General features: G+C 61.7%; 23 protein-coding genes, 1 tRNA gene and 1 pseudogene. 18 read left to right on the top strand and 7 right to left on the bottom strand.

Features of this window, described 5'->3' with window-relative positions:
- Window positions 1-27 precede the first annotated feature (27 nt).
- Together ade and EOC94_RS30950 are read right to left on the bottom strand one after the other, a co-directional pair.
- Window positions 28-1839 carry an adenine deaminase gene (gene ade, locus EOC94_RS30955; RefSeq protein WP_127295305.1) on the bottom strand — a complete coding sequence of 604 codons (1812 nt, stop codon included), beginning with the start codon at window positions 1837-1839 and terminating at the stop codon, window positions 28-30.
- A gap of 230 nt (window positions 1840-2069) precedes the next feature.
- On the bottom strand, window positions 2070-2249 hold the full coding sequence (locus tag EOC94_RS30950) for a hypothetical protein (RefSeq protein ID WP_127295303.1): 180 nt from the start codon (window positions 2247-2249) through the stop codon (window positions 2070-2072).
- Between the two features lie 488 nt (window positions 2250-2737).
- Here EOC94_RS30950 and EOC94_RS30945 point away from each other — a divergent pair.
- The 3 genes from EOC94_RS30945 to EOC94_RS30935 all read left to right on the top strand — a co-directional run bounded on the left by EOC94_RS30945 (window position 2738) and on the right by EOC94_RS30935 (window position 5093).
- Window positions 2738-2822 (top strand) — tRNA-Leu (locus tag EOC94_RS30945).
- 301 nt (window positions 2823-3123) lie between these two features.
- A complete protein-coding gene (locus EOC94_RS30940; RefSeq protein ID WP_127295301.1) occupies window positions 3124-3990 on the top strand; it encodes a phosphate ABC transporter substrate-binding protein in 867 nt (288 codons plus the stop codon).
- Window positions 3991-4043: 53 nt separating this feature from the next.
- Window positions 4044-5093: a transporter substrate-binding domain-containing protein gene (locus tag EOC94_RS30935; protein ID WP_185928363.1), complete on the top strand. Its 1050-nt coding sequence runs from the start codon at window positions 4044-4046 to the stop codon at window positions 5091-5093.
- Between the two features lie 142 nt (window positions 5094-5235).
- Here EOC94_RS30935 and EOC94_RS30930 read toward each other — a convergent pair whose 3' ends face one another.
- Together EOC94_RS30930 and EOC94_RS30925 are read right to left on the bottom strand one after the other, a co-directional pair.
- Entirely contained in the window at window positions 5236-6084 is an 849-nt protein-coding gene (locus EOC94_RS30930) for an ATP-grasp fold amidoligase family protein (protein ID WP_245465693.1), read from the bottom strand.
- A 158-nt stretch (window positions 6085-6242) separates the two neighbouring features.
- The gene (locus EOC94_RS30925) at window positions 6243-6821 is read right to left on the bottom strand and encodes an NUDIX domain-containing protein (protein WP_127295297.1); all 579 of its coding nucleotides are present in this window, start codon (window positions 6819-6821) and stop codon (window positions 6243-6245) included.
- A gap of 259 nt (window positions 6822-7080) precedes the next feature.
- Between EOC94_RS30925 and EOC94_RS30920 the strand changes: the two genes are divergently transcribed.
- The 7 genes from EOC94_RS30920 (at window position 7081) to EOC94_RS30890 (ending at window position 13569) form a co-directional block, all read left to right on the top strand.
- A complete protein-coding gene (locus EOC94_RS30920; RefSeq protein ID WP_127295295.1) occupies window positions 7081-8184 on the top strand; it encodes an NADH:flavin oxidoreductase/NADH oxidase in 1104 nt (367 codons plus the stop codon).
- Between the two features lie 113 nt (window positions 8185-8297).
- Window positions 8298-8606: a DUF982 domain-containing protein gene (locus tag EOC94_RS30915; RefSeq protein WP_095489523.1), complete on the top strand. Its 309-nt coding sequence runs from the start codon at window positions 8298-8300 to the stop codon at window positions 8604-8606.
- A 31-nt stretch (window positions 8607-8637) separates the two neighbouring features.
- The gene (locus EOC94_RS30910; RefSeq protein ID WP_095489524.1) at window positions 8638-8877 is read left to right on the top strand and encodes a DUF2188 domain-containing protein; all 240 of its coding nucleotides are present in this window, start codon (window positions 8638-8640) and stop codon (window positions 8875-8877) included.
- Between the two features lie 291 nt (window positions 8878-9168).
- Window positions 9169-10257: a sn-glycerol-3-phosphate ABC transporter ATP-binding protein UgpC gene (ugpC, locus tag EOC94_RS30905; protein ID WP_127295293.1), complete on the top strand. Its 1089-nt coding sequence runs from the start codon at window positions 9169-9171 to the stop codon at window positions 10255-10257.
- A gap of 34 nt (window positions 10258-10291) precedes the next feature.
- On the top strand, window positions 10292-11617 hold the full coding sequence (locus EOC94_RS30900; protein WP_095489526.1) for an ABC transporter substrate-binding protein: 1326 nt from the start codon (window positions 10292-10294) through the stop codon (window positions 11615-11617).
- 106 nt (window positions 11618-11723) lie between these two features.
- Window positions 11724-12674: a sugar ABC transporter permease gene (locus tag EOC94_RS30895; protein WP_095489527.1), complete on the top strand. Its 951-nt coding sequence runs from the start codon at window positions 11724-11726 to the stop codon at window positions 12672-12674.
- 1 nt (window position 12675) lies between these two features.
- Window positions 12676-13569, top strand: a complete 894-nt coding sequence (locus tag EOC94_RS30890) for a carbohydrate ABC transporter permease (protein WP_095489528.1) — start codon at window positions 12676-12678, stop codon at window positions 13567-13569.
- 74 nt (window positions 13570-13643) lie between these two features.
- Here EOC94_RS30890 and EOC94_RS30885 read toward each other — a convergent pair whose 3' ends face one another.
- Window positions 13644-13931, bottom strand: a complete 288-nt coding sequence (locus EOC94_RS30885; RefSeq protein WP_126106774.1) for a hypothetical protein — start codon at window positions 13929-13931, stop codon at window positions 13644-13646.
- Window positions 13932-14287: 356 nt separating this feature from the next.
- Here EOC94_RS30885 and EOC94_RS30880 point away from each other — a divergent pair, with 356 nt between their 5' ends.
- Together EOC94_RS30880 and EOC94_RS30875 are read left to right on the top strand one after the other, a co-directional pair.
- Window positions 14288-15031, top strand: coding sequence for a competence/damage-inducible protein A (locus EOC94_RS30880; protein WP_127295291.1), 744 nt, complete (start codon window positions 14288-14290; stop codon window positions 15029-15031).
- 205 nt (window positions 15032-15236) lie between these two features.
- Window positions 15237-16070, top strand: coding sequence for a universal stress protein (locus EOC94_RS30875; protein ID WP_095489530.1), 834 nt, complete (start codon window positions 15237-15239; stop codon window positions 16068-16070).
- Window positions 16071-16080: 10 nt separating this feature from the next.
- Here the strand turns inward: EOC94_RS30875 and EOC94_RS30870 are convergent, their stop codons facing one another.
- Window positions 16081-16992 carry a LysR substrate-binding domain-containing protein gene (locus EOC94_RS30870; RefSeq protein ID WP_127206297.1) on the bottom strand — a complete coding sequence of 304 codons (912 nt, stop codon included), beginning with the start codon at window positions 16990-16992 and terminating at the stop codon, window positions 16081-16083.
- A gap of 170 nt (window positions 16993-17162) precedes the next feature.
- On the opposite strand from EOC94_RS30870, the gene EOC94_RS30865 reads away from it, so the two are divergent.
- The 6 genes from EOC94_RS30865 to EOC94_RS30840 all read left to right on the top strand — a co-directional run bounded on the left by EOC94_RS30865 (window position 17163) and on the right by EOC94_RS30840 (window position 25831).
- Entirely contained in the window at window positions 17163-18596 is a 1434-nt protein-coding gene (locus EOC94_RS30865) for a pyridoxal-dependent decarboxylase (RefSeq protein ID WP_127295289.1), read from the top strand.
- 75 nt (window positions 18597-18671) lie between these two features.
- The gene (gene gpt / locus EOC94_RS30860) at window positions 18672-19172 is read left to right on the top strand and encodes a xanthine phosphoribosyltransferase (RefSeq protein ID WP_029353723.1); all 501 of its coding nucleotides are present in this window, start codon (window positions 18672-18674) and stop codon (window positions 19170-19172) included.
- Between the two features lie 217 nt (window positions 19173-19389).
- On the top strand, window positions 19390-19878 hold the full coding sequence (locus EOC94_RS30855; RefSeq protein WP_126106778.1) for an NUDIX hydrolase: 489 nt from the start codon (window positions 19390-19392) through the stop codon (window positions 19876-19878).
- Between the two features lie 614 nt (window positions 19879-20492).
- A complete protein-coding gene (locus tag EOC94_RS30850; RefSeq protein ID WP_127295287.1) occupies window positions 20493-24281 on the top strand; it encodes a vitamin B12-dependent ribonucleotide reductase in 3789 nt (1262 codons plus the stop codon).
- Between the two features lie 710 nt (window positions 24282-24991).
- Entirely contained in the window at window positions 24992-25615 is a 624-nt protein-coding gene (locus EOC94_RS30845) for an ImmA/IrrE family metallo-endopeptidase (protein WP_148128444.1), read from the top strand.
- A 9-nt stretch (window positions 25616-25624) separates the two neighbouring features.
- A complete protein-coding gene (locus tag EOC94_RS30840; protein WP_024504399.1) occupies window positions 25625-25831 on the top strand; it encodes a type II toxin-antitoxin system HicB family antitoxin in 207 nt (68 codons plus the stop codon).
- Between the two features lie 169 nt (window positions 25832-26000).
- Here the strand turns inward: EOC94_RS30840 and EOC94_RS30835 are convergent.
- Window positions 26001-26361 (bottom strand): annotated as a pseudogene (locus tag EOC94_RS30835) (endonuclease domain-containing protein).
- Between the last annotated feature and the right edge of the window lie 239 nt (window positions 26362-26600).

Raw genomic sequence — 26600 nt, 5'->3', positions numbered from 1 at the left:
TGACGTGGGGCTCGCCCTTGGTCGTTGTTAGACGAACAGGTCGACTTTCTGGAACGTCGTCACGTCGATCAGGCCGACATCGGAAATCCTCAGTTCCGGGATGACGACCAGCGCCAGCAGCGAGTGCTGCATGTAGGCGTTGTTCAGCGAACAGCCCATCTTGCGCATCGCCTCTGTGAGCTTGTCGGCCTTGGCCGCGACGATTTCGGCGCGCTCGTCCGACATCAGCCCGGCGATCGGCATTTCGACCAGCGCCAGTTCCTTGCCCTTGGAGAACAGCACGACACCACCGCCGACCTCACCCAGCCGGTTGACCGCCAATGCCATGTCCTGCTTGGAGGTGCCGACGACGATGATGTGGTGCGCATCATGCGCCACGCTGGAGGCCATAGCGCAGTCGGCCATATAGCCGAAGCCGGAGACGAAGGCATTGGTGACGCCGCCGGTGCCCCGGTGGCGCTCGACCACCGCGATCTGGCAAACGTCGTTGCGACGGTCCATGGCGACCAGCCCGTCCTCCACCGGTAGATCGGCCTCCAGCGCCCGCGTCGGCGCCTGGTTCTCGATCACGCCGATGACCCGCACCCTTACCTCGTTGGCGCCCATGGGCGCCACGATGTCGAAATCCCGCGGTTTGAGCTTCTTGCCGAGCTTGACGGTGTTCTTCGCCGTCTTCGGATAGTCATAGGCCGGAATGTCGATTTCGAGCTTGCCGCCCTTGGCCAGCCTGACGCCGCGACCATAGACCTCATCGATGGTCATCGCGGCCAGATCGGAGACGATCAGCAGATCGGCGAGCCGCCCCGGCGCGATCGAGCCCAACTCGCGCTCCAGCCTGAAATGCTGGGCGGTGTTGAGCGTCGCCATCTGGATCGCCATCACCGGCTTCAACCCCTGGCTGATGGCGTGCCGGACCACCCGGTCCATATGGCCTTCATGGACAAGCGTGCCGGAATGGCTGTCGTCGGTGCACAGGATGAAGTTGCGCGGATCGAGCCCGCTCTCCGTCACCGCCTTGATCTGCGCGGCGACGTCGTACCAGGCCGAGCCCAGCCTCAGCATCGCCTTCATGCCCTGCCGGACGCGGGCGATCGCGTCCTCGGCGCGCGTGCCTTCATGGTCGTCCTCGGGTCCGCCGGCGACATAGCCGTGGAACGGCAGGCCGAGATCGCGCGAGGCGTAATGGCCGCCGACGGTCTTGCCCGCCCTCACCGTCGCGGCGATCTCGCCCGACATCACCGGATCGTTGGCCGCGACACCGGGAAAATTCATCACCTCGCCAAGCCCGATGACGTTTTCCCAGGTCATCGCCTCGGTGACATCGGCGACCGTCAACTCGGCGCCGGCATGCTCCAGCCCCGGTGCGGAGGGCACGCAGGACGGCATCTGCACATGCACGTTGATCGGCATGGCGACGGCCTCGTCATGCATCAGCCGCACGCCCGGCAGGCCGAGCACGTTGGCGATTTCATGCGGGTCGATGAACATCGAGGTGGTGCCATGCGGGATAACCGCGCGGCAGAACTCCGTCACCGTCACCATGCCGCTCTCGACATGCATGTGCGCGTCGCAAAGGCCCGGCACCAGATAGCGCCCGCCGGCGTCGACCACCTTGGTGCCCTGCCCGATAGCGTGACCGGCATTCGGCCCGCAATAGGCGAAGCGGCCGCCGGCAATGGCAATGTCGGTGCCGGCGATGATCTCGCCGGAATGAACGTTGACCCAGCGCCCGTTGCGGATGACGAGATCGGCGGGCCTCCTGCCCATCGCCACGTCAACCAGATGCGTCGCCACCTCGGCCCAGGGTTTTGGTTTCGTCGCACGCGCGGTCTTCGCCATGAAGGGACTCCTGTTTTCCCGACTGTGCCAAGCCGCGCGGATTTTGACCAGCGAGATCAGCGGATTGCTTGAGCGCTCCTCGGCCTTCACATCGATTGTGATTCTCGCGTCTCGTTGCGAGGTCGCGATTCGTTGCTTTGTGACGGCAGTTATGCTATTGATTTCGGCATGGTGCTGATTTGCGCCAACGACCCGCCGCCGAGGCGGGTTTTTTGTTTCGGCGCCGGCCGTTAAGTATCCTGCCGCTGTTCCCTGTCGCGGCAGTTGAGAAGCTCGACCAGATCGTCGGCCTCTTCGATCGGCATGTCGATCAAGGGGACGCCCACCTCGACAACCGGCAGGCCAGTGAACACATCGATGATGTCCCAGGTGCCTTCAGGTGTCTTCTCAATGTCGTAGCGTTGAGCCATGGGGGTGGAGCCATGGATAGAGGAGAAGATTTAGCGCGTTTTACCCGGTCACCGCTCGTTTGGCCTACGGCATTGCGGAAATGATTCCCGCCCAGTCTGATCAAGCGCCTCAAGTAATGGGGCAAGAGTGCTGGGTAGCCGGAGGTCGACAGCCAGATTTAGCACGTCGTGTAAATGCCGGCGATTATCTTCGGAACGGATCAATTGCCGTACGGCCTTGGCAACAGACTTCCCTCGTCCTGTGTCAAACTCTGCCATGTTCGGGGTTCCAGTAACTTTAGTCCGAAACTCAGCCGCTGCGAAATAGTTCCAGCGATCTTGTTTGAATCTCTGTGGGTGGTTGGAGCTGGCTCGGTGACGGCAGCTATGTGGGCGCGGTGCTGATTGCGCCAACGGCCCGCCGTCAAGGCGGGTTTTTTGTACCAGGTTTCAGCGATGGCAGAAGATGGCTTGACGGCCTTTGGCTGGCGTCTGAAAAGGACTGGCCTGCGGACGTGGCGGAATTGGTAGACGCAAGGGACTTAAAATCCCTCAGCTACGGCTATCCGGGTTCGATTCCCGGCGTCCGCACCAGATTGTATTATGGCTTCGCGAGCCGGCAGTGCCCGGACCGTTTGGAATGTGATAGCGGCCGGCCTGTTGTGAGCGCCATCGCGCCGACCAACGAATTTCTCGTTGAACGGCCCGCGGCTGGCGATCTCAACTGGGCTGGTCGGGGGTAAACAAGAGCCAGCTTGGCTCTATGTCACCAAACTGACACCTGTCCCGGTGCAGTTTCCGAACACGCGACCAACATTTCGCTGATCGGGGGCAAAGACTGGAACCGCCAATCAACACGAGACCGGGTGTCGCGTGGGTCGCGGCATCGTCCGTTGTGACGGCCATCATCGTTGCGTTGGCCGCCTGGTATTTCTACGGCAACCGGGCAATGCCGGCTTTTGGGCCGGCATCTGGGCCGGTTGCTGGCGGTTCACTGCAAATAATGGGTTCCGAAACGATGCGGCCGGTCGTCACGGTCTGCGCCGAGGCATTCATGGCCGACAACCCCGAGGCCGACATCATCGTACGCGGCGGCGGCTCCGGCGACGGTATGGCAGCGCTGCTCCACGGCATGATCGATATCGGCATGATCTCACGGCCACTGTCGCCGAAGGAGATTGGGTTCGCAACCGCGAAAGGTATCGATCTGACGCAGTTCGAGCTGGCGCTGGACGGCGTTGCTATCGTCGTGCACCGAACCAACCCGCTGCGCGAAATCGATGTCGATCAGCTCCGCGCCATCTGGTCCGGAGATTTATCGCAATGGCGGGAGCTCAGCGGCGGCCCCGGCGAGATCCAACCACTTGCCCGCGCCAAAGGGTCTGGAACCGAGGAGGTGTTCGCCGAGCGGGTATTGAAAGGACAAAGGGAGGGTGTGGCAAAGGAATTGCCAACAAACGAGGCCATTGTCGCCGAGGTCGCCGCGCAGCCGAATGCTATCGGATACACCGGCCTCGGAGCGCTCCGCAATGCCTCGGACCGCGTCCATGTCCTGGCCATCCGCAGCCAATCTTCCTCGGTCTTGCCGAGCGCCGATACGGTGTGGTCAGGCACCTACCCGCTGACACGCGCCTTGCTTTTGATCAATCCGGGGACGCCGTCGGGACTTGCCGCCTCGTTCATCGCGTACTGCACCGGCCCCGCCGGACAGGCATTGGTGAAGCGCGCCGGCTATGTCGAGATCGCGGCGGGCGAACCATGAGCGCGCGCCGGGTCGTCGGTTTGGTGGTCGGCGTGCTCGCCTGGGCATTCTCCATGCCGGCGCTCGCCGAGCCGCGGGTCGAGGATTTCCGCGTACGCAAGCTCGTCGTCGGCACGATGCGGGTGCCACCCTTTGCATCGCGCGGCGATGATGGCGTATGGAGCGGCCTGAGCATCGAGCTCTGGCAAAAAGTGGCCTCGCAATTGAACCTTGGCTATGAATTCCGCGAGTTCGACTATGATCCCGATGCCATGGTCCAGGCCTTGCAGACCCGCCAAATCGATCTGGTGGTCGCCGCCATGCCGGTCACGACGGACGGTGAGGCGCGCTTCGATTTCTCGCATGCCTACTTCGCCGCGGGCGTTGGTGTCGCGGTGCGCAGCGAGCCAACCGCCGGTATCCTGGCGACCCTGCGCAGGCTGTTTACCTGGCAGTTGCTTGTTCCAATCGGCGGCCTCGTGGGTCTACTGCTGCTTGTCGGCACGTCGTTGTGGCTGATCGAGCGACGCCGCAATCCCGGCCATTTTGATCCCCGCATGATGCAGGGCATTGGCGATGGCATCTGGTGGGCCGCCGTGACGATGACGACGACCGGCTATGGCGACAAGACGCCGATCACCTGGCGCGGCCGCGCCATCGCTCTTGTCTGGATGTTCACCAGCATTTTCTGCATCGCCACCTTTTCGGCGACGCTCGCCTCGTCTTTGGTCGTTGGCCGCCTGAAGAGCAGCGTTGACGGTCCCGAAGACTTGCCGCGAGCCCGTGTGGGAACAGTGGCGGGTACAGCCGGCGAGTTGTGGACCAAGGCGCAGGGCCTGAAGGTGCAGACCTACCCTTTCCTGATTCAGGCCAGCAAGGCGCTCAAGCGCGGTGAAGTGGAGGCGCTGGTGGTGGAGCGCGCCATCCTTGGACACATGATCCAGGAATACCAGTGGAACGACTTGCTTATCCTGCCGCAAACCCTGGCGGTCCGCGACTACGCGATCGCCATTCCAAGCGGCAGCCCGCTCATGGAGGACATCAACCGCGCCGTCCTGACGGTGACCCATCATCCCGATTGGAAAGAACTCGTGCAACGCTACGTCGGCCAAAGCGAACCCTGAATTCGGAATGACCGGCGGGTCCCGGCTGACCGAAGCCGGCGATGCGATGCGGGTTTCTCTGCTACACGGGTTTCCATCACCCATATATTCGCCCGCCGCCTCGTGCCGTGGATTTGGACCGCGAAGAAACCGTCGCTCTGTTTCAGATGCGGCCGGCAGCGACAAGCACGGCCCTGTAGCGGCGCGCAAACCTGCTCGACGGGCGGCTCAGATAGCCGGACGCCGCAATATCCCAGCGCGCGCCCAGTTCACGATCGAAAGCCGGCGGGTCGAATTGCTGCAGGCCGCTGCGGGGATAGATCGTGAACTCGCCGAACACCGGCTCTCCGCCGTCTTCGTAGAAATCGACTCGCATCATGTCGAATTCGCCGCCCAGTATCTCGGCAGCCTCGACCATGCGCGAAAAGCTTTGCGGCCGGGCAATTTCCAGCGACGCGTCGATGCCGCCCTGGACGACTGCCAGCCGGCGCCAGTCGCGATCGAAAAGTGCCGTCTTCCGCACCGTCGAGCGGAAAGACGTGACCACGACAAAGGCGACACGGCCGGCAATCACGTTGAACTTGTAGTCGACCGGCTGGTAGCCCTGATCCCTGCCGATCAGCGTCTCGACGAAAACCTGCGGCTTGATGTGGGCATAGCCGCGCTCCAGCTTGCGGCTGCCATAGGTCTCGGCGAGGTGCCTGGACATCTCGGCAATGATCGCGTCCCGATCGGCGGTTGCGGGGTCCGGAACGACGGCATTCATGTTGCAGCCGTGATTGCATTTGACGATGTATGGAATCGTCAATTCGACGAAGGGGATTTCGCGCGGGTCGTCGCCGCGCCACAGCACCGCCGGGACAAGCAGCCAGGGAAGCCGATCCCGGACGAATTCCTTGGCTTTCAGCTTGTCGAGCACAATCGCAAACCGCGGATCGTCGTCGAAAATCTTGCGCCAATGGATCTTTTCCGTGAAGGTCGCCGGGGCAGCAAAACTGGGCAGATGCCGCATCCTTTCGGAGAAACGCTGGGTCAGGCGCCGGTAGCTGACCAGCAGCGCGACATTCAGGATCAGCAGCAGCGCCTTCGCGCCAACCCGCTTCAGCGAACCCAGCTTTCCGGCGCTCATGTTTGCCGCGCCCCTTCGCGGCGTCCAGGTTCCGGCACGGGTCAGGCCCGGATCGGGTTCAGCTTCAGATGCTGGATCAGGATGATCGTCTTGGCATCGATAATGCGGCCGTCGTAAATGCCGGCCAAAGCCTCATCGAGCGGCATTTCCAGAACCTCGATGTCCTCGCCTTCTTCCGGCGCCCCGCCGCCGTCCGAGATGCGGTCGGCGGGCGAGTAGCGCGCGATGAAGAACCAAAGCCGCTCGGTCACGCTGCCAGGGCTCATATAGGGCGCAAACAGCCGTTCAACGTCCTTCAGCCGGTAGCCCAGTTCCTCTTCCGCCTCCTTGCGGATGCAGGTTTCCGGATCGTGTTCATCGAGCAGGCCGGCGCAGGCCTCGATCAGCGGCTCGCGGTGGCCGGTGACGTAGGCCGGATAGCGGAACTGCCGCACGAGCAGAACCGTCGAGCGCTCGGGATCGTAAGGCAGGATCACCGCCCCGTCGCCGCGATCGTAGGTCTGGCGGATCTGCGTCTCCCATTGCCCGTCACGCCGGCGATAATCGAGGACGGTCTTTTTCAGGACTGCCCAGTCATCGGAAAGGACTTCCTCCGAACGGATGCGAATGCGGTCTTCCATGGTGAACTCCGTGCTGTCGGTGGCGAGGACTACAGCGCCGCGCGTCCTCTTGGACGCGCAAAGGACGCTGTAGCACTTTTGATCTGCGCATGATCCTTTCCGAAAATCGGAATTGATTTTCGGGGTCATGCGCTAACCGCGAACCGGCCTTTGCGCAATCCCGGCAGCCATTGGTCCAGAGGCGCGCTTCACCGCCTCGTGTATGGCGCAGGCGCAATCCACTGCCTAAATAGCGACAACCCCTCCCCGGAGTTTTTTGATGACCACATCCCTTTTCCAGCCGATCACGCTTGACGGCCTCACCTTTCCCAACCGCATCGCGGTGGCGCCGATGTGCCAGTATTCCGCCGATGACGGGTCCGCCAGCGACTGGCACCTGTACCACTGGATGAACCTGGCGATGTCCGGCGCCGGCATGGTCACCGTCGAGATGACCGACGTCGAGCGGCGCGGCCGCATCTCGCATGGCTGCCTCGGCCTTTATTCCGACGACAACGAGGCAGCCGCCCGGCGCGCGCTGGATGCCGCCAAGCGCGTCGCCGCCCCCGGCACCAGGTTCGGCACGCAGCTTGCCCATGCCGGCCGCAAGGCTTCCAACCAGAAACCGTGGGAAGGCGGCGGACCGCTGAAGGCCGATCAGGACCCGTGGCCGATCGTGTCTGCCTCGGCAATAGCTTACGACACGGGCTGGCAGGTGCCGCGGGCGCTGGAGGATGAGGAGATCCTGCACATCATCGAACGCTTCACTGATGCGGCAAGGCGGGCCGAACGTGCCGGTTTCGACTTCATCGAATTGCACGCAGCCCATGGCTATCTGATCTTCCAGTTCCTGTCGCCGCTTTCCAACCAGCGCACCGACCGCTGGGGCGGCTCGCTGGAAAACCGCATGCGTTTTGTCGTCGAGATCGCAAAGGCGGTGAGAAAAGCCGTCCCCAAGCTGATGCTTGGGGCGCGTCTGTCGGTCAAGGAGTGGGTCGATGGCGGCTTCGATGTCGAGGACGCGATCGAAGTGGTCAAGGCGCTGAAGGCGGAGGGCGTCGCTTATCTCTGCTGCTCGAGCGGCGGCAATTCGCCGTTGCAGAAGCTGCCGACAGGCCCGGGCTACCAGGTGCACCTGGCGGAAGCCGTGCGCAAGGGCGCTGGCATCCCGACGCGGGCCGTCGGCCTGATCGACGATCCGAAGCAGGCCGAGGCGATCGTCGCCGAAGGCCGTGCCGACATGGTGGCTCTGGCCCGCGCCTTCCTGGCCGACCCGCGCTGGGCGTGGCGCGCCGCGGCCACATTCGGCGAGAAGATCCACCCGGCGCCGCAGCTTGCCCGCTCGGTGACGACGATGCAGCACTGGATGAAGGCGGCGGGCTGACCGCCCCGTTTCCACTGGCTGCGGCCCCAATGACCGCGGCCCCATTAATCGCGGCACTTGAGACCTTTGCGCCGAGGCGTTGCAACCAAATCGGTCGCTCCGCGTTGCCGGCGATGATGGACAACAAGCCTTTTGAAAAGCCGGTCGTGGTCGAGCTTGGCCATGTCGGCAAATACCGTGAGATCCGTAGCACCCAGGAAGCAGCGGAGTGCCTGATGACGGTCTGGCCACTCAATCGTGGTCCTCGGCATCGCGATGCTCTCGACACTTGCCTAAAAGTGCTGGAGGGTTATCGTTCGACAGCGGATGCGCGCCGGGCATTGGTCGAGGCCGCGAAGGAATCGGACGTGCTGGTTCCCGACGAGAGATTGTCCGACGGCAAGCTGCCCGAACGCAAACTGCCCGAAGACAAACTGCATTGAGCAGACGGAGCTTTTTCCACCGGAGGATTTCATGGCGAAGCTGACCTACAAGATCGTCGAACATGACGGGGGCTGGGCCTACAAGGTCGGCGCGACATTCTCGGAAACGTTTCCTACTCACGAGGACGCGCTGCGCGCCGCCGAGATCGCTTCGGCCGAACAGCAGGTCGCCGGCACCACGGACGGCATCCAGTACGAGGACGCCGACGGCAAATGGCACGACGAGCTCGCCGATGGCCGGGACCGGCCGCAAACCGAAGTTTCCGATTAGGCTGGCGTCGTTGCTGATGGCTTCTCGCACCTTCGGTTTTGGGAGCTGGGGCTTGGCAAGTTATTCTCTTGCTCCGATCCCGGACATGACGAATCTCAGTCCCGTTGGGAACGCTCACGATCAGGTGCGACGAAGAAGAGCGCTTGCCACGCAGCCGCTTTACAGGGCGGTCTGGTAGCGCTACCGTTTCATCATCGCGCGTGACCAGGGAGGAGCTTGGGAGCTGCCGCGGGCCAGTTAGGAAAGCGGTTTCCTTCGAAGACGTCGCAGGAAGCATTCGGGAGGAAATCGATGGCGTCTGTCGCGATTGGCGATGTCTACAAATCATTTGGAACCGTCGAGATTCTCCACGGCGTCAGCGTGGATATAGACGATGGCGAGTTCGTCACGCTGGTCGGACCGTCGGGCTGCGGAAAATCAACGCTTCTCAGGATGATTGCCGGCCTGGAAAAGATTTCGCGCGGCCAGATCGCGATTGGCGAGCGTGTCGTCAACAACGTTGCGCCAAAAGAACGCGACGTCGCCATGGTCTTCCAGAACTACGCGCTCTACCCGCACATGACCGTCGCAGAGAACATGGCGTTCTCGCTCATGCTCAAGGGCGTCGCGAAAGCCGAGAGTAGTGCTAGCGTCCAGCGCGCCGCCGAAATCCTGGGACTGGTGCCGTTGCTGGCACGCTATCCCCGGCAGCTTTCCGGCGGCCAGCGCCAGCGCGTCGCCATGGGCCGGGCGATCGTGCGCGATCCGGCGGTCTTCCTGTTCGACGAGCCGCTGTCCAATCTCGACGCCAAGCTCAGGGTGCAGATGCGCGCCGAGATCAAGGAATTGCACCAGCGCCTGAAGACCACGACCGTCTATGTCACCCATGACCAGATCGAGGCCATGACCATGGCCGACAAGATCGTGGTCATGCATGATGGCATCGTCGAGCAGATCGGGCCGCCGTTGGAACTCTACGACCGGCCGGATAATCTCTTTGTCGCCAGTTTTATCGGCTCGCCCGCCATGAACATGCTGCGGGGCGAAATCACAACCGATGGCGGCTCACCGTCGTTTCGCGGCTCCGGCGGGATTTCAGTCCCATTGGCCACAGCACTGTCCATCGGCAGTGGCGAGCCGGTGGTGCTGGGAATACGGCCCGAGCATTTGCGGCTGTCCGACGACCAGGGCATTCCGGTGACGGTCGCGGTGGTCGAGCCGACAGGGTCCGAATTGCAGCTCATCGGCCGGACGGCTGGCGGCGAAGAGATCGTCGCGAATTTCCGGGAGCGCCATTCCTTCGCGCCGGGCGAGACCATACGCCTCACGGCCGAGCCCGGCCTCATCCATCTCTTCCACGGCGAGACCGGAAAGCGATTCAAGACGCGCAGCGAACAGTAAGAACCACGGCAACGAATAACAGGAGGAAACGAGCATGAAATTCACCAGACGTGACGTGATCCGCACGACCGCCGGCGTGGCGGCGGGAGCCTTGGGAAGCCGGTTCGTCGGCTCTGCCGCCTTTGCCCAGGAGGAGTTGACGTACAAGCCCGAAGACGGCGCGAAGCTGCGGATGTTGCGTTGGTCGCCCTTCGTGCAGGGCGATGAGGATCAATGGCTGGCCAACACCAAGCGGTTCACCGAGGCGACAGGTGTGGAGGTCCGCGTCGACAAGGAAAGCTGGGAGGACATTCGCCCCAAGGCGGCGGTCGCCGCCAATGTCGGCTCCGGTCCAGATCTCATGTTGGTCTGGTTCGACGACCCGCACCAGTACCCCGACAAGCTGCACGACGTCACGGAACTGGGTGAGTATCTGGGCTCGAAATACGGCGGCTGGCACGACGGACCAAAGCAATATGCGACGCGGGAAGGAAAATTCCTCGGCCTGCCCCTCGCCACCATCGGCAATGCCATCGTCTATCGGGAAAGCTGGGTGAAGGAGGCCGGCTTCTCTGAGTTTCCGAAGGACACTGCAGGCTTCCTCGAGCTTTGCAAGGCCTTGCAGGCGAAGGGACATCCGGCCGGCTTCACGCACGGCCATGGCGTTGGCGACGGCAACAACTACGCTCACTGGCTGCTGTGGAGCCACGGCGGCCAGATGGTCGACGAGAGCGGAAAGGTGGCGATCAACAGCCCCGAGACCCTCAAGGCGATCGAATACGCGCAGGAACTCTACAAGACATTCATCCCCGGCACCGAAAGCTGGCTCGACGTGAACAACAACCGCGCCTTCCTGGCCGGCGAACTGGGCGTCATCGCCAATGGCATTTCCGTGTATAACACGGCCAAGACCAACAAGGACAATGATCCGAAACTGGCTGAAATCGCCAAGGACATGCGCACGACCAGCCTGCCGATCGGTCCGGTCGGAAAATCGGTCGAGTTGTTCCAGGTGACCACGGCCGTGATCTTCGACTACACACCCTACCCCAACGCGGCCAAAGCCTATCTGCAGTTCATGTTCGAGGAGCAGCAAATGGCGGAGTGGATCACCTCCTCGGCCGGCTACTGCTGCCAGACGCTCAAAGCCTTCGACAACAATCCGGTGTGGACGGCCGACCCGAACAATGCCGCTTACGCCAAGGCCTCGGCGACGCTGCGTCCCAATGGCTATGCCGGGCCGCTCGGCTATGCCTCGGCGGCGACCATGGCCGACTATGTCCTGGTGGACATGTTCGCCAAGGCCGTGACGGGCCAGGCGACGGCCCAGGAGGCGATGGAAGAGGCGGAGAAGCGCGCAAACCGGTACTATCGCGTTTGATCACAGCCGAGCCGGGCAGCGCAACCGCGCTGCCCGGTCTGGTTCCTGAAATCGCGTGGCGGCCACTCAGGCCACCATGCCACCAGACCTTATGAGGAGCCGTCCCATGGCCGTGTCGTCCGCTGCCGTTCAGCCGCGTCCGTCGATCCTGTCGCGGAGCCTGTCGCTCTTGGCCGACAGCCGGAACGCGCTTGGCTTCGGCTTCATGCTGCCGGCGGCAGCGCTGCTGCTGGTCTTCCTGACCTATCCGCTCGGGCTCGGCGTCTGGCTCGGCTTCACCGATGCCCGCATCGGCCGCCCCGGTATCTTCATAGGCACCGAAAACTATCAATATCTGTGGGATGACGCCGTCTTCTGGCTCTCCGTCTTCAACACCTTGCTCTACACGATAAGCGCCTCGATCCTGAAGTTCGCGCTTGGCCTCTGGCTGGCGCTTATTCTCAATCAAAACCTTCCCTTCAAATCGTTCTTCCGCGCCATCGTCCTGCTGCCGTGGGTGGTCCCGACGGTGCTGTCGGCCATCGCCTTCTGGTGGATCTACGATTCGCAGTTCTCCATCCTGTCCTGGGCACTTATGGAAATGGGCCTGATCGACCATCGCATCAATTTCCTCGGCGATCCGGAGAACGCGCGCGCTTCGGTTATCGCGGCCAATGTGTGGCGCGGCATTCCGTTCGTCGCCATCACGCTGCTTGCCGGCCTGCAGACGATTCCCCAGTCGCTTTACGAGGCCGCCACGCTCGATGGCGCCAGCCGCTGGCAATTGTTCCGCTTTGTGACGCTGCCGCTGCTGACGCCGATCATCGCCATCACCATGACGTTTTCGGTGCTGTTCACCTTCACCGATTTCCAGCTGATCTACGTGCTGACCCGTGGCGGACCGGTGAATGCCACCCATCTGATGGCGACACTGTCCTTTCAACGCGGCATTTCGGGCGGCCAGCTTGGCGAGGGCGCCGCGATTGCGGTCGCCATGATCCCGTTCCTGCTGGCGGCGATCCTGTTCAGCTATTTCGGCTTGCAACGCCGCAAATGGCAGCAGGGCGGCGGAGACTGACATGGCCACGACCAAGAAGACGAAACGTCCGGAACTCGACGAAGGCGGCATGGGCTACCTTCAGAGCCTGCCGCGGCGCGTGGTGACGGTCTATCTGCCGTTGCTGGTGTTCGTGATCGTGCTGCTGTTCCCGTTCTACTGGATGACGATCACGGCGGTTAAGCCCAATCTCGAGATGACCGACTACGCCAATTTCAACCCGTTCTGGGTCGTGCACCCGACCTTGGAGCACATCCGCTATCTCTTGTTCGACACGTCCTATCCGGGCTGGCTGCTCAACACGATCATCATCTCCACCGCCGCCACCTTCCTGTCGCTCCTGGCTGCGGTGTTCGCGGCCTATGCGATCGAGCGGCTGCGGTTTTCAGGGGCGCGGCAGGTCGGCCTCGCGGTCTTCCTCGCCTATCTCGTGCCGCCCTCGATCCTGTTCATCCCGCTGTCGGTGATGGTGTTCAACCTTGGGCTTTACGACACGCCCTTCGCGCTCATCCTCACCTACCCGACCTTCTTGGTGCCCTTCTGCACGTGGCTGCTGATGGGCTACTTCCGCTCCATCCCGTTCGAACTGGAAGAATGCGCGCTCATTGACGGGGCGAGCCGGTGGCAGATCCTCACCAAGATCGTGCTGCCGCTGTCGGTGCCCGGACTGATTTCGGCCGGGATATTCGCATTCACCCTGTCATGGAACGAATTCATCTACGCCCTGACGTTCATCCAGTCGTCCGAAAACAAGACTGTGCCGGTCGGGGTGCTCACGGAGCTTGTCCGCTCCGACGTCTATGAGTGGGGAGCGCTGATGGCCGGAGCGCTGATCGGCTCCCTGCCGGTGGTCGTGCTCTATTCGTTCTTTGTCGAGCACTACGTTTCGTCGATGACTGGCGCGGTGAAGGAATAGCGCGCTGCCTCGGTCCCGGCGGCCGCGGATGCCCGTTGAAGAGCATCCTGCCGGCCGGTCCGGTCGTGGGCTGATTACTTGCCGCAGTACTGATCGTTGACGTTCATTCGGGCGTTGGCGTCGGGTCCTGGCGAGTTTGAGGCGCAAGGTCCAACCGGGCCGGGGTTGCCCTGGATGTTCAGACCCGAGGCGTCGCCATTGATGCTGCCGGTGGCGCTGGGATCAGCGGTCATCCGCTCTTCGTTGGTGGGAACTGGGTTCGTGGGAGCTGGGCTATTGGATAAAACATCCGACGATTGCGCCATTGCGGACGTGGCGAGGCCAATCGTGAAGACCGAGGCTGCGAGAATTTTGGTAAGCATAAAGAGACTACTCCATTCCATGTGGTTGCAGATGTCGACTTCGTGCGACCGCCAAAGAATCCATCAGCCGGCTCGAAGTTCCGATGAAAAGGTCGTTAAGGCGCGCAAGCTTCGACACCTTTTTGTGACCAGTGCGTGAAGAGGTTTGGGATGCTTCGGCAGTTTTGAGCAACGCGAGATCGGCGACGTGCCCGCCTGTCGAGATCAGCCTGCGAACGCGCGCTCAAGGGAGATGGCACAGGTGGATCCGTCGTTCGGACGGCATTGCCGCCGGCCATCCGCCGCGCTATCTCAGGCGACCCTCTCTACCTGAGGCGATCCTGTCTGCCTCAGGTGACCTTTTGCCGGAGCCTCCCATGCCCGAAATCGTCACCGCCGCCATGCTCGTCATCGGCGACGAGATTCTGTCCGGCCGCACCAAGGACAAGAATATCGGCCACCTCGCCGATATCATGACGGCGATCGGCATCGACCTGAAGGAGGTGCGCATCGTTCCCGACGAGGAAGACGAGATCATCGCCGCGGTGAATGCCGTGCGTGCCCGCTACACCTATGTCTTCACGACCGGCGGCATCGGCCCCACGCATGACGACATCACCGCGGACGCGATCTCCAAGGCCTTCGGCGTGCCCTGCGAATACGACGCCAAAGCCTATGCCATGCTGGAAGCGAGCTACGCCGCGCGCGGCATCGAATACACCGAGGCGCGCAAGCGCATGGCGCGGATGCCGCGCGGTGCCGACCATATCGACAATCCTGTGTCCATCGCGCCGGGCTTTCGTATTGGCAACGTCCATGTCATGGCCGGCGTGCCGTCGATTTTCCAGGCGATGCTCGACAATGTGGTGCCGACGCTGAAGGCCGGCACAATTATGCTGTCGGCCACGGTGCACTGTCCGTTCGGCGAAGGGCTGGTCGGCGGACCGCTGGGCGACATTCAGAAGGCGCATCCGGATACAATCATCGGGTCCTATCCGAAATATGGCGACGGCAAGTTCTGGACGGAGCTGGTCGTGCGTGCCCGCAGCCAGGAAGCGCTGGACGCCGCCCGCGCCGATGTCGAGGCGATGGTCGCAGGCCTCGCCAGCGCGGTCAGTTGATCTATAGCGCGTCGCGTCTGAGAGGATCCATGCGACGCTCTTTAGGTTCTTGTTTTTATGCATGTCGTTATCCCAAAACCGCTGCGCACCCTCGGTTCACGCCCGAGGGCATGCTTTTGGGCGACATGCATTAGGCCGGAACCAAGCATGGTGCTGTAACGTTTCTCGCGGGCGAGTTTCGATCGCCGTAAAATGAGGGATTACCATGCGATTCAAGACCATCGTCGCCATACTGCAGAACGAACAGGATGCGGAGCGCGTGCTCGAATGCGCCATTCCGCTTGCCGATAAGTTCCAGAGCCATCTCATCGGCATTCATGCCGAAGCGCTTCCCGTCCCCTACACCTCGGCCACCGGCTTTCCCGACACCGAGTTCCTGCAGGTTTCAGCCGACATGAACAAGGAGCGTGCTGAAAAATTGCGGGCGGTTTTCCTCAGGCATATCGAAGATTCCGGCCTGTCTTTCGAGTGGCGCAGCCTCGAGAGCTTTTCCGGAGATAGCGCGCTGACCGGCATCCCAACCGTTCGCACCGCGGATCTGATCATCGCCGCGCAGCGCGAGTCCGGCGGCGATCCGAGCGCCGACGTCGACACGCTGGTCTACGACGCCGGCCGGCCGGTGCTGGTCGTGCCCCATTCGGGCCCGCTCGTCACCAGCTTCAAGCATGTGCTGCTCGCCTGGAACGGCAGCAAGGAAGCCGCGCGGGCCGCCTTCGACGCCCTGCCCTTCATCATCGAGGCCGAGAAGACGGATATTGTCGTCATCGACCCGCCGGATACGCTTGACGCGGCTCCCGAGGCGGCCGGCGCCGAAATCGCCGCCGCCCTGTCCAGACATGGCGCCACGGTCAGCGTCTCGGTGCTGCAATCGGGCGGCCATTCGGTCGACGACGTGATCCAGACCAGGATTGCCGAAACCGGCGCCGACCTGCTCGTGCTTGGCGCCTACAGCCATTCCTGGCTGCGCCAGCTTCTGTTCGGCGGGGTCACGCGCACGGTGCTGCGCACGGTGCCGGTGGCAGCTTTCCTGTCGCGGTAAGAAGCGTAGATCAAGAACTCTGGCGCGCGGCGAAATACGCCCCGACATGGTCAACGACGGTGGAAGTCAGGTCATCGGGCGCATGAGGGCTGCGCCGCAAGGCCACGTCATAGTAACCAATCGACGGAAGGCCTTGCTCAGGCCCAAACGGCACCAGTTCTCCCGATAAGGTTGCAATCGGTAACGGCGCGACTGCCAGCCCCGCCACCACCAACGCAAGCTGGCCCGCGAGATTCTCACTTGTACAAGCGATCTGATAAGAGATGCCGGCTGCGTCGAGCGCGTCGATGGCTGACTTCCGCCAAATGCAACTCGCTGGACCTGCGGCGACAGCCAGCGGACGACGGAGATGGGCGGTTCCATGCGCAAGGCCTGCCCACACAAGCCGATCTCTATGGATGGCCGTGTCGGGCGATCCAGTTCGACCCGTCGCGCCAGCCGTCACCAGTGCGACATCCAGTTCGCCCTCATCCAGCATCCGCGACATCGTGCTGCTTGTGCGACACGTCACGCTGATCTCCACCAACGGATAGGCCGCTGTATAGCTGGCGAGAACCGAGGGAAGGAACGCAACTGCATATTCGTCCGTCATTCCCAGCCGCACAGCGCGTCCCTGCGACAGGCGATTGAATCGCACTATCGCCTCTTCGGCGATTCCAAGAGCGCGCCGCGCGTAGGTCAGAAGCGCTTCACCTGCTGGCGTCAACATTATCGAGCGCCCTTGATGCACAAAGATCGGCTGTCTGATCTGCGTTTCAAGCCGTTTCATTTGCATGCTGATGGCAGATGGCGTCCGGTGCACTGTTCGGGCAGCACCGACGAAGCTGCCTGTGTCGACAACCGCCATCAGAGTACGCAGGAGAGAGTTGTCCAGCCCCAACAGAACGCCCGAATCCGGCCCAAAGCGTGCGTGGTTCGGCATGAGTGGCAAGCCCCAATTCGCCAATTTCGTTGATGTCGAGTGTAAGTCCTTTTCGTTTGTCGGAGCAATCAGCCTTGGCCAAACTGAGTAAAACCAATTGCACAGCCGGCATGGTGACCGGCTAGCTGCGTCTGGGCATGGGCAAATACACCGCTTGAGGAACCCACTCAATGAACACGGCGCTAGATCTTGCCTACCGTGCAGCACGAGCCTGGATCGACGGATTGGATGAACGTTCGGTGGCTGCAACGGCCAGTCTTATGGATCTCAAACGGTCTTTTGCCGGCCCACTGCCATACGAAGGCAGCAGTGCAGAGGAAGTGGTTCAAGCACTTGCCAGGGATGCCGGCCCCGGGATGCATGGCAGCGCAGGCGGACGCTTCTTTGCCTGGGTGATTGGCGGCGGCCTGGAATCCGCACTGGCGGCCGACTGGCTGGTAACCACCTGGGATCAGAACGCGACCGTCTATGCCTCCAGTCCGGCCTCCGCCGTGATCGAGGAAACAGCCGGCGAATGGATCAAGGAGTTGCTCGACCTGCCGCGAGACGCCTCTTTTGCGTTCACCAGCGGTTGCCAAATGGCGCATATGACCAGCCTTGCGGCTGCACGCGCGGCGCTGCTGAGGCGCGTCGGCTGGAACGTGGAAGAGGACGGGCTGATTGGCGCGCCGGGGATCAGGGTGCTGACGAGCGACCAGCGACACGTCACCGTAGACCGCGCGGTGCGCTTTCTGGGGATCGGCCGCAAGGCTATTGATCAGTTGAAAACGGACGGGGATGGACGCGTCTCTCCTGCGGTTCTCGACGGCGCGCTTTCCGACAGTTCCACACCGACCATGCTGGTGCTGAATGCCGCCGACTTGAACATCGGCGCCTGTGACGCGTTCAGGGAGTTGATATCGATGGCGCATTCAGCCGGCGCCTGGGTTCACATCGACGGTGCCTTCGGCCTATTCGCACGCGCCAGCCGAACGTACCGCCACCTGCTGGACGGCGTGGAACTGGCGGATAGCTGGGCGACCGACGGCCACAAATGGCTGAACGTTCCTTTCGATTGCGGTATCGCCATCGTCGCGGACCGGGAAGCACATCGCACTGCCATGACATCGAGCGCATCCTATGTCGCGCCGACCACAATTGCGCGGGACCAGTCAGACTGGAACCCGGAATACTCTCGCCGCGCGCGTGGCGTTCCCGCCTATGCTGCCCTCAAGCAACTCGGCCGCAGCGGCATGGAGGCTTTGGTTGATCGCTGCTGCGCGCATTGCGCCAGCATCGTCGAGGGGATCGGCGAACTGCCGGGCGCCGAGATCCTTGCAAGGCCAACGCTCAATCAAGGGCTGCTCAGGTTCACTCGGCCTGGCGCTTCACCTGCGGAAAACGATGCTTTTACCGACGAAACGATTCAAAAAATCAATGCCACTGGCGAAGCCTTCTTCTCCGGCACGACCTGGCGCAACCTTCGCGCCATGCGCGTCAGCGTGGTTAACTGGCGCACCAGCGAGCAGGATGTGAAGCGGGCGATCGCGGCCGCGACTTCTGTGCTGACGCCGGAAGTGGCTGTGCCGATCGGACTGGAGGTTGCGCCACTTGCCAACACCTAGGCTATCCAGTTAATTCCGCGCGCATTCCCTCAAGTGTCTGCGCGCGATCTCGCGCGCTGCGGAGTGCGCAGAAAAATGTCCCTTCCCGAAAAGGCCTTTCCAGTCTCCTGGGATCAGTTCCACCGCGACGCGCGTGCGCTCGCCTGGCGGCTTGCCGGCGCCAACAAAGGCCAATGGAAAGCGATCGTCTGCATCACACGCGGCGGCCTGGTTCCGGCCGCCATCATCTCGCGTGAACTCGGCATCCGGGTCATCGAGACGGTTTGCGTCGCCTCCTATCACGACTACGCCAGCCAGGGGCAGCTGCAGGTGCTGAAGGAGGTCACGCCGGCGCTGCTCGCCGATGACGGCGCCGGCGTGCTGATCATCGACGACCTCACAGACACCGGCAAGACCGCAGGCATCGTGCGCGCCATGATGCCCAAGGCGCATTTCGCCACCGTCTATGCCAAGCCGAAAGGCAGGCCGCTGGTCGACACCTTCGTCACCGAGGTCAGCCAGGACACCTGGATCTATTTTCCGTGGGACATGGGCTTCACCTACCAGAAGCCGATCGCCGACGACCACGTCGGCTGATTCGCGGCAACTGCCTTTTCTCCTGGAACAGCCAGGCGAGCACTTCTTGCCGGCGACCACTTCTTGAAAGCATGCCGCGGCGCACGATATTTCCTGAATCGACGCCTCTTGGCGTGGTTAACCAGTGCGTATGAGGTTTTTTACTTTTATTGCCCATGATTAGCCGTAAGATTCACGAGACGGCAGATGATTCTGGAGGCTGGGGCAAGCTTCTCCGATGTTGACGACGCCAGCAACGCACAACCATTTGGCCGAAAGGGTCCAGCGGCTCTTCGGCACAGCGCCGTGCCGCCTGCAGGTTGCAGCACTGCCCTGGCGCGATACCAAGCATGGCATCGAGATCATGCTGATCACCAGCCGCGATACCGGCCGCTGGGTGCTTCCCAAGGGCTGGCCTGAGGCGAAGGAACTGCTTTGCGAAGCGGCGGCACGCGAGGCCGGCGAGGAAGCCGGACTGCGCGGCACGATCTCCCACCACGAAGCCGGCCGCTACTTCTATGCCAAGGCATTGTCTTCAGGCGAGGAAGTGCCTTGCGAAGTCCTGGTATTTCCGCTGCAGGTCGACAAGATCGCCGACCGGTGGAAGGAAAAGCGCTCGCGCACCCGCAAATGGGTCAGCCCCGCCGAGGCAGTGCGCATGGTCAACGAGCCGGACCTTTGCCAGATCATCGCCTATTTCTGTGCCGACCCGCACCAATTCTCCTGAACGAGACCTGGTCGCGCCACCCGCGCATTGCGCGGGTAAAAATCGAAACCCTCCGCGCCACTTTCTATCCCCGTTATCCACATGTGTGACACACAAGATGTTGGGGTCATAAAAGCTACGCAAACGAATCCTTGACGGCGCAAAACGAGTCGCCTTTTATAGGCCATGCGCTCCTGTTGAGAGCGCGACCGGAAAGTTCTGAGCCCGGTCTTTTTCCCGGATTATGTGCGTTTTGGCCGCATTTCCGCCTGGTTACGAGGCTGGCGGAAGCGTTGCGATTGTGGGGTCTTTGGGGGCGAAAGGGAAAAATGTCGGACTGGAATAAATTGTCTGTTAACACTATATTTAGTGTTTGCAGGTAGGTTCGACGCTAGATAGTGTGAAGTTCCCTCGATTGAGGGAGTCGCAAAAAAGTTTCAGTCTTGAGGGATCCGCAGGGTTCGTCGGCGCGTTGGACGGCTACTTCGCAAGGAGTTCGACCAACAGGGCGGGCGGAGGCTGTGAAAAGGAGCCGGCCGTTTTCGAACGCCGGCAGACGGCGGACATGCGCGTTTCAGAAAGGGGCAGAAATCCCCTGGGAAAAGCGCTATATGTAGACACAAAGGATAGGACCAATGCGCATCGAGCGTCGTTTCACCAAGCAGGGGCAGTCGGCTTATGCGGAGATCGAATTCCGCAAGGCGCTTTCGGAGATCAAGAATCCGGATGGCTCGGTGGTGTTCCGCTTGGACAATATCGATGTGCCGGCGCAGTTCAGCCAGGTTGCCGCCGACATCCTGGCGCAGAAATATTTCCGCAAGGCTGGCGTGCCCGCGCGGCTGAAGAAGGTCGAGGAGAATGACGTCCCCTCCTTCCTGTGGCGCTCCGTCGCCGACGGGGCCGAACTGGCAAAACTGCCCGAGGCCGAGCGCTACGGCTCCGAGATCGACGCCCGCCAGGTCTTCGACCGCCTCGCCGGCACCTGGACCTATTGGGGCTGGAAGGGCGGCTATTTCAAGTCGGAGGAAGACGCGCGCGCCTTCCGCGATGAGCTCGCCTATATGCTGGCCACCCAGCGCGTCGCGCCGAACTCGCCGCAATGGTTCAACACCGGCCTGCACTGGGCCTACGGCATCGACGGCCCCAGCCAGGGCCACTTCTATGTCGACCCGTTCACCGGCAAGCTGACCAAGTCGAAGTCTTCCTACGAGCATCCGCAGCCGCATGCCTGCTTCATCCAGGGCGTGCAGGACGATCTCGTCAACGAAGGCGGCATCATGGACCTGTGGGTGCGTGAAGCGCGCCTGTTCAAATACGGCTCCGGCACCGGCTCCAACTTCTCGTTCCTGCGCGGCGAGGGCGAAAAACTGTCCGGCGGCGGCCGCTCGTCCGGCCTGATGAGCTTCCTGAAGATCGGCGACCGCGCGGCGGGCGCCATCAAGTCGGGCGGCACGACGCGCCGCGCCGCAAAGATGGTCATCGTCGACGCCGACCATCCCGATATCGAGGAATTCATCGACTGGAAGGTCAATGAGGAGCAGAAGGTCGCCTCGCTGGTCACCGGCTCCAAGATCGTGAAGAAGCACCTCGAAGCGATCATGAAGGCCTGCATCAATTGTGAAGGCCAGGACGACGATTGCTTCGACCCGGCGATCAACACCGCGCTGAAGCGCGAGATCAAGCTGGCCAAGAAGGACGGGGTGCCGGAGAACTACATCTATCGCGTCATCCAATTCGCCAAGCAGGGCTACACCTCGATGTCGTTCAAGACCTACGACACCGACTGGGATTCGGATGCCTACCTCACCGTTTCGGGCCAGAACTCCAACAATTCGGTCTCGCTGAAGGACGATTTCCTGCGCGCCGTCGAAGAGGACGCCGACTGGCACCTCACCGCACGCAAGGACGGCAAGGTGCTGAAGACGCTGAAGGCCAGGGATCTGTGGGAAAAGATCGGCTATGCCGCCTGGGCTTCGGCCGATCCGGGCCTCCACTTCAACACGACGATGAATGACTGGCACACCTGCGCCTCGGCCGGTGCGATCCGGGCGTCCAACCCGTGCTCGGAATACATGTTCCTCGACGACACCGCCTGCAACCTGGCCTCGATCAACCTGCTGCCCTACCGCAACGCCGACGGCACCATCGACATATCAGCCTACGAGCATACGGTTCGGCTGTGGACCATGGTGCTGGAAATTTCCGTCATGATGGCGCAGTTCCCGTCGAAGGAGATCGCCAAGCTCTCCTACGAATACCGCACGCTCGGCCTCGGCTACGCCAATATCGGCGGCCTGCTGATGACCTCGGGCATTCCCTATGATTCCGACGAGGGCCGCGCCATCTGCGCAGCACTCACGGCAATCATGACCGGCACGGCCTATGCCACCTCGGCCGAAATGGCCGCCGAGCTCGGCGCCTTCCCCGATTACGACCGCAATGCGCAGAACATGCTGCGCGTCATGCGCAACCATCGCCGTGCTGCTTACGGAGACAAAGACGGCTACGAGAAGCTCGCCGTCAATCCGGTGCCGCTGGTCGCCTCCGACCTGAAGCAGCCGGAGCTTGCCGCCCACGCCAGGGCTGCCTGGGACCGCGCCATCGAGCTCGGCGAGGAGCATGGCTACCGCAATGCGCAGGCGACGGTGATCGCACCGACCGGCACGATCGGCCTGGTGATGGATTGCGACACCACCGGCATCGAGCCCGACTTCGCGCTGGTGAAGTTCAAGAAGCTGGCCGGCGGCGGCTATTTCAAGATCATCAACCGCGCCGTCCCTGAAGCGTTGCGCACGCTCGGCTATTCGGAAAGCCAGATCGCCGAGATCGAAGCCTATGCGGTCGGCCACGGCAATCTGAACCAGGCGCCTGCCGTCAATCCCGGCTCGCTCAAGGCCAAGGGTTTTACCGACGACAAGATCGCGGCACTTAACGCAGCGTTGAAGTCGGCCTTCGACATCAAGTTCGTCTTCAACCAGTGGACGCTGGGTGCGGACTGGGTGAAGGAGACGTTTGGCTTCACCGACGAGCAGCTCAACGATTTCTCGTTCGAGATGCTGCCGGCGCTTGGCTTCTCGAAGAAGGACATCGAGGCCGCCAACATCCATGTCTGCGGTGCGATGACGCTGGAAGGCGCGCCGTTCCTGAAGGCAGAACATTTGCCCGTGTTCGACTGCGCCAGCCCATGCGGCAAGATCGGCAAGCGCTCGCTGTCGATCAACAGCCACATCCAGATGATGGCGGCGGCCCAGCCCTTCATCTCCGGCGCCATTTCCAAGACCATCAACATGCCGAACGACGCGACGGTGGAAGACGCCAAGGGCGCCTACATGCTGTCGTGGAAGCTGGCGCTGAAGGCCAATGCGCTCTATCGCGACGGCTCGAAGCTCTCCCAGCCGCTCAATGCCTCGCTGCTTGCCGACGTCGAAGACGACGAGGACGATGCCGTCGAGCAGCTGATCGCGGCACCGGCGGCGGCACGCGCGGCACAGATCACCGAGCGGATCGTCGAGCGCATCATCGAGCGCGTCTCGCGCGAGCAGGAGAAGCTGCCGTCTCGCCGCAAGGGCTACACGCAGAAGGCCAAGATCGGCGGCAACACCATCTTCCTGCGCACCGGCGAATATGACGATGGCCGTCTCGGCGAGATCTTCATCGACATGAACAAGGAGGGCGCGACCCTGCGCGGCCTTCTCAACAATTTCGCCATCGCCATCTCGCTCGGCCTGCAATATGGCGTGCCGCTCGACGAATATGTCCACGCCTTCACCTTCACCAAGTTCGAGCCGGCCGGCATGGTGCAGGGCAACGACGCCATCAAGAGCGCGACGTCGATCCTCGACTACGTGTTCCGCGAGCTCGCCATCTCCTATCTCGGCCGCAACGACCTCGCCCATGTCGACCAGTCGGACTTCTCCAACACCGCACTTGGCCGCGGCATCAGCGAAGGCAAGACCGACGCCGTTTCCAAGGGCCTGACCCGCGGTGCCTCGCCGGTGAAACTGGTGTCGAGGGTGAGCGGCAACGATCCGAAGGGTTTTGCCGGTTCGGGCTCGACCAGTGCCCGCTCCGCGCCGACGGCGTTCTCCGGCTCCAACGTGCTGGCGCTGAAGCCGGCCAGCGACGAAGCCACCGCCTACAAGCGCGACTTCGAGGAGCGGGCAAAGGAGCTGATCGAGGACATCGCCTTCGAGGAGGCAGCGGGCGCTGCTGCCGAGGCTTCAGACGCCACGGCGGCGCTGTTCACCGACGCCGCAGCCCTCGAGGCGGCCGAGGCGAAGAAGCTAGCCGCCGACCGCCGCGCCAAATCGCTGCTCCAGGGCTACACCGGCAATTCCTGCTCCGAGTGCCAGAATTTTACGATGGTGCGAAACGGGACTTGTGAGAAGTGCGATACTTGTGGGGCTACGAGCGGGTGCAGCTGAGGACAATCTGCAGCGCTAGAACGCAACGGCCCGGTCGCAAGATCGGGCCGAAAGTACAAAGTAGAACAAAACGAGAAAACACATAAAGGAAGCTTTATGCGCTACACCTGAAAAACACCAAAGCCGACCCGCGCGGGCCGGCTTTGGATACCGCGAATAGCCTAAGCTCACGCGGGGCGAAGAGACCGAAATCCCCTCTCCTGTAGCAAGGACATTATATGGGGAGTCGGGGCTCTAAGTCGAGGTAGCTGAGGCCATATAGCCAACGATCGGAGATCAAAATGGCTCGTAACGAACGTACCTCGCAACCGGTTGCCTCTAAAGCTTCCAAGCTTCTGAGTAACCCGAGCACACCAAAAGCGGTCAAATCCGTTGCCGCATCGGCGCTTACACAAGCGCCTAACAAAGGTGGGAAAAGAAAATAGGAGTCTCGGAAGACCTCGGCCCGGCCGCTCGACCGGGCCGATCCATGAGCATGGAACATGGGCTACTGTCCTGTCACAGCAGTGCCGCACATGACCATCCTCGAAAGGAACGCACTACATGTGGTGCTGAATTTAAATTTCCTTCTACATATTGATTTTCCTCTAGACCCCGAAGCACAAATCATTTAGCTCTTGCTAACCTGCGAGGTGGCCGATTCCAGTCGATCGGAAACAGACAGGCAGCGACGTTTAGTACTTTTTGATATTGAACTGGCGGTGACAAATATGTCTGACTTGTCGGTAGAAACTATCGAAAAACGAGCCAATTTTGTTCGTGAGAAGCTAAACATGGACAATGTTTTCGCATTTGATATGCATTGCGCGCTCGAAAGGCTTCAACAAAACGCAAAACGCTTTTCATTTCGTTGTGCTCTTGATGATGAGTTGGGTGATAACGAAGCGACGATGGATGACGAGACGGGCACACTCGTCGCTCGAGAGAGTGTGCTTAATGATATCAAGGCCGGCCGACCCCGAGCGAGGTTCACCATTGCTCATGAACTTGGCCACTATTTTCTCGGCCACGAAGGTCGGCGCCGCCGAAATCCCGACAAAGGCGTATATGTGACTTTTAAAGAACGAACAGAGGAAAGTGAGGCGAATATATTCGCCTCGTACTTTCTGATACCCACTAAACTAGCCTGGGATGCAAACGATCCTGAAGAGATCTCTGATCGCTTTCAAGTGAGTTTGCAGGCGGCTGAGATTGCGTTCGAGAGAGTTCAAGCAGCAAAGCGAAAGGCTTCGGGAGAGAAGCGCCGTCCTCCAAGAGTGGTGATAGATTTTCTGAAAGAGGCTCAGAAAAAGGGATATCGCGTCAAGTCCGACATTTCAGACATCGACCAATAGAGTGATGACATGCGTTACGCGGTGGTGATCGAAAAAGCTGGAAACAATTTTTCCGCTTACGTGCCGGACCTACCCGGCTGCATCGCGACCGGTGCGACGGTGCCTGAAGTGGAAACCGAAATTCGTGACGCGATACGCTTTCATATCGAAGGCTTGCGTGCCGATGGGCTGGATGTGCCCAAAGGCGTCAGCCTGGCGGAATATGTAGAGGCGTAAAAGCCGCGCTCTCCCTTCTCCCCTTGTGGGAGAAGGTGGCCGAGCGAAGCTCGGTCGGATGAGGGGTGCTCCAACTTGACGCTGACAGCACTCCGGCCAACACCCCTCTTCCGTCTTGGCGCTGCGCGCCAATCCACCTTCTCCCACAGGGGGAGAAGGCAAGACCGCGCTACCGCCACGGCTGCAAACTCTCATCGCGGACATAAGCGATGATGGTGTCGCAGACGGCGTTCAAATCCCGCAGCACGTTGTCGTTCCAGAAGCGCAGCACGCGAAAGCCCCTCGCCTTCAATTCGGCTGCTCGCTCCCGATCATAGTCCGAATCCGCGTGCTGGCAGCCGTCGATCTCGACGATCGGCGCAAATGAAATCGGCGATGAATTTGCCGACAGGAACCTGACGCCGGAATTTGATGCGATCGAGCCTGCGCCCGCGCAGTTCGTGCCACAGGCGGTCCTCCGCCTCCGTTGGCTCGCGGCGCATCGAGCGGGCGAAACGACGTTTGGTCGGAGCAACGGGCTGATGCGGCATGGGGCGAGATTACCCAGCCTTGGCGCTCCGTCCAGCACCATCGTCACGCAAATCGCGGACATTCGAGATTGGCCGAAGCGCGGAATGCCAGCGCTCTCCCTTCTCCCCTTGTGAGACCTTTGCACAGAAGCCGAACGGTGATTCTGTGGTGAAGGTTGGAGCAGGGAGATTCGGGATGGCGGATCGTGTTTTGGGTCAGTTGAGTCTGGCGGACGGTCTGGCGGCGTCGGATGAGACGA

Source organism: Mesorhizobium sp. M6A.T.Ce.TU.016.01.1.1 (assembly GCF_003997065.1).
GTDB lineage: Bacteria > Pseudomonadota > Alphaproteobacteria > Rhizobiales > Rhizobiaceae > Mesorhizobium > Mesorhizobium mediterraneum.
This window is presented reverse-complemented; position numbering and strand designations above follow the sequence as displayed.

Coding starts and splice junctions, on each gene's coding strand:
- EOC94_RS30915 (WP_095489523.1), top strand. CDS start 8,298: ATGATGGACAACAAGCCTTTTGAAAAGCCGGTCGTGGTCGAGCTTGGC.
- EOC94_RS30950 (WP_127295303.1), bottom strand. CDS start 2,249: ATGGCTCAACGCTACGACATTGAGAAGACACCTGAAGGCACCTGGGAC.
- EOC94_RS30840 (WP_024504399.1), top strand. CDS start 25,625: ATGCGTTACGCGGTGGTGATCGAAAAAGCTGGAAACAATTTTTCCGCT.
- EOC94_RS30900 (WP_095489526.1), top strand. CDS start 10,292: ATGAAATTCACCAGACGTGACGTGATCCGCACGACCGCCGGCGTGGCG.
- EOC94_RS30935 (WP_185928363.1), top strand. CDS start 4,044: ATGCCGGCGCTCGCCGAGCCGCGGGTCGAGGATTTCCGCGTACGCAAG.
- EOC94_RS30850 (WP_127295287.1), top strand. CDS start 20,493: ATGCGCATCGAGCGTCGTTTCACCAAGCAGGGGCAGTCGGCTTATGCG.
- EOC94_RS30845 (WP_148128444.1), top strand. CDS start 24,992: ATGTCTGACTTGTCGGTAGAAACTATCGAAAAACGAGCCAATTTTGTT.
- ade (WP_127295305.1), bottom strand. CDS start 1,839: ATGGCGAAGACCGCGCGTGCGACGAAACCAAAACCCTGGGCCGAGGTG.
- EOC94_RS30875 (WP_095489530.1), top strand. CDS start 15,237: ATGCGATTCAAGACCATCGTCGCCATACTGCAGAACGAACAGGATGCG.
- EOC94_RS30890 (WP_095489528.1), top strand. CDS start 12,676: ATGGCCACGACCAAGAAGACGAAACGTCCGGAACTCGACGAAGGCGGC.
- EOC94_RS30865 (WP_127295289.1), top strand. CDS start 17,163: ATGAACACGGCGCTAGATCTTGCCTACCGTGCAGCACGAGCCTGGATC.
- EOC94_RS30855 (WP_126106778.1), top strand. CDS start 19,390: ATGTTGACGACGCCAGCAACGCACAACCATTTGGCCGAAAGGGTCCAG.
- EOC94_RS30910 (WP_095489524.1), top strand. CDS start 8,638: ATGGCGAAGCTGACCTACAAGATCGTCGAACATGACGGGGGCTGGGCC.
- EOC94_RS30880 (WP_127295291.1), top strand. CDS start 14,288: ATGCCCGAAATCGTCACCGCCGCCATGCTCGTCATCGGCGACGAGATT.
- EOC94_RS30870 (WP_127206297.1), bottom strand. CDS start 16,992: ATGCCGAACCACGCACGCTTTGGGCCGGATTCGGGCGTTCTGTTGGGG.
- EOC94_RS30920 (WP_127295295.1), top strand. CDS start 7,081: ATGACCACATCCCTTTTCCAGCCGATCACGCTTGACGGCCTCACCTTT.
- EOC94_RS30885 (WP_126106774.1), bottom strand. CDS start 13,931: ATGCTTACCAAAATTCTCGCAGCCTCGGTCTTCACGATTGGCCTCGCC.
- EOC94_RS30925 (WP_127295297.1), bottom strand. CDS start 6,821: ATGGAAGACCGCATTCGCATCCGTTCGGAGGAAGTCCTTTCCGATGAC.
- ugpC (WP_127295293.1), top strand. CDS start 9,169: ATGGCGTCTGTCGCGATTGGCGATGTCTACAAATCATTTGGAACCGTC.
- gpt (WP_029353723.1), top strand. CDS start 18,672: ATGTCCCTTCCCGAAAAGGCCTTTCCAGTCTCCTGGGATCAGTTCCAC.
- EOC94_RS30930 (WP_245465693.1), bottom strand. CDS start 6,084: ATGCGGCATCTGCCCAGTTTTGCTGCCCCGGCGACCTTCACGGAAAAG.
- EOC94_RS30895 (WP_095489527.1), top strand. CDS start 11,724: ATGGCCGTGTCGTCCGCTGCCGTTCAGCCGCGTCCGTCGATCCTGTCG.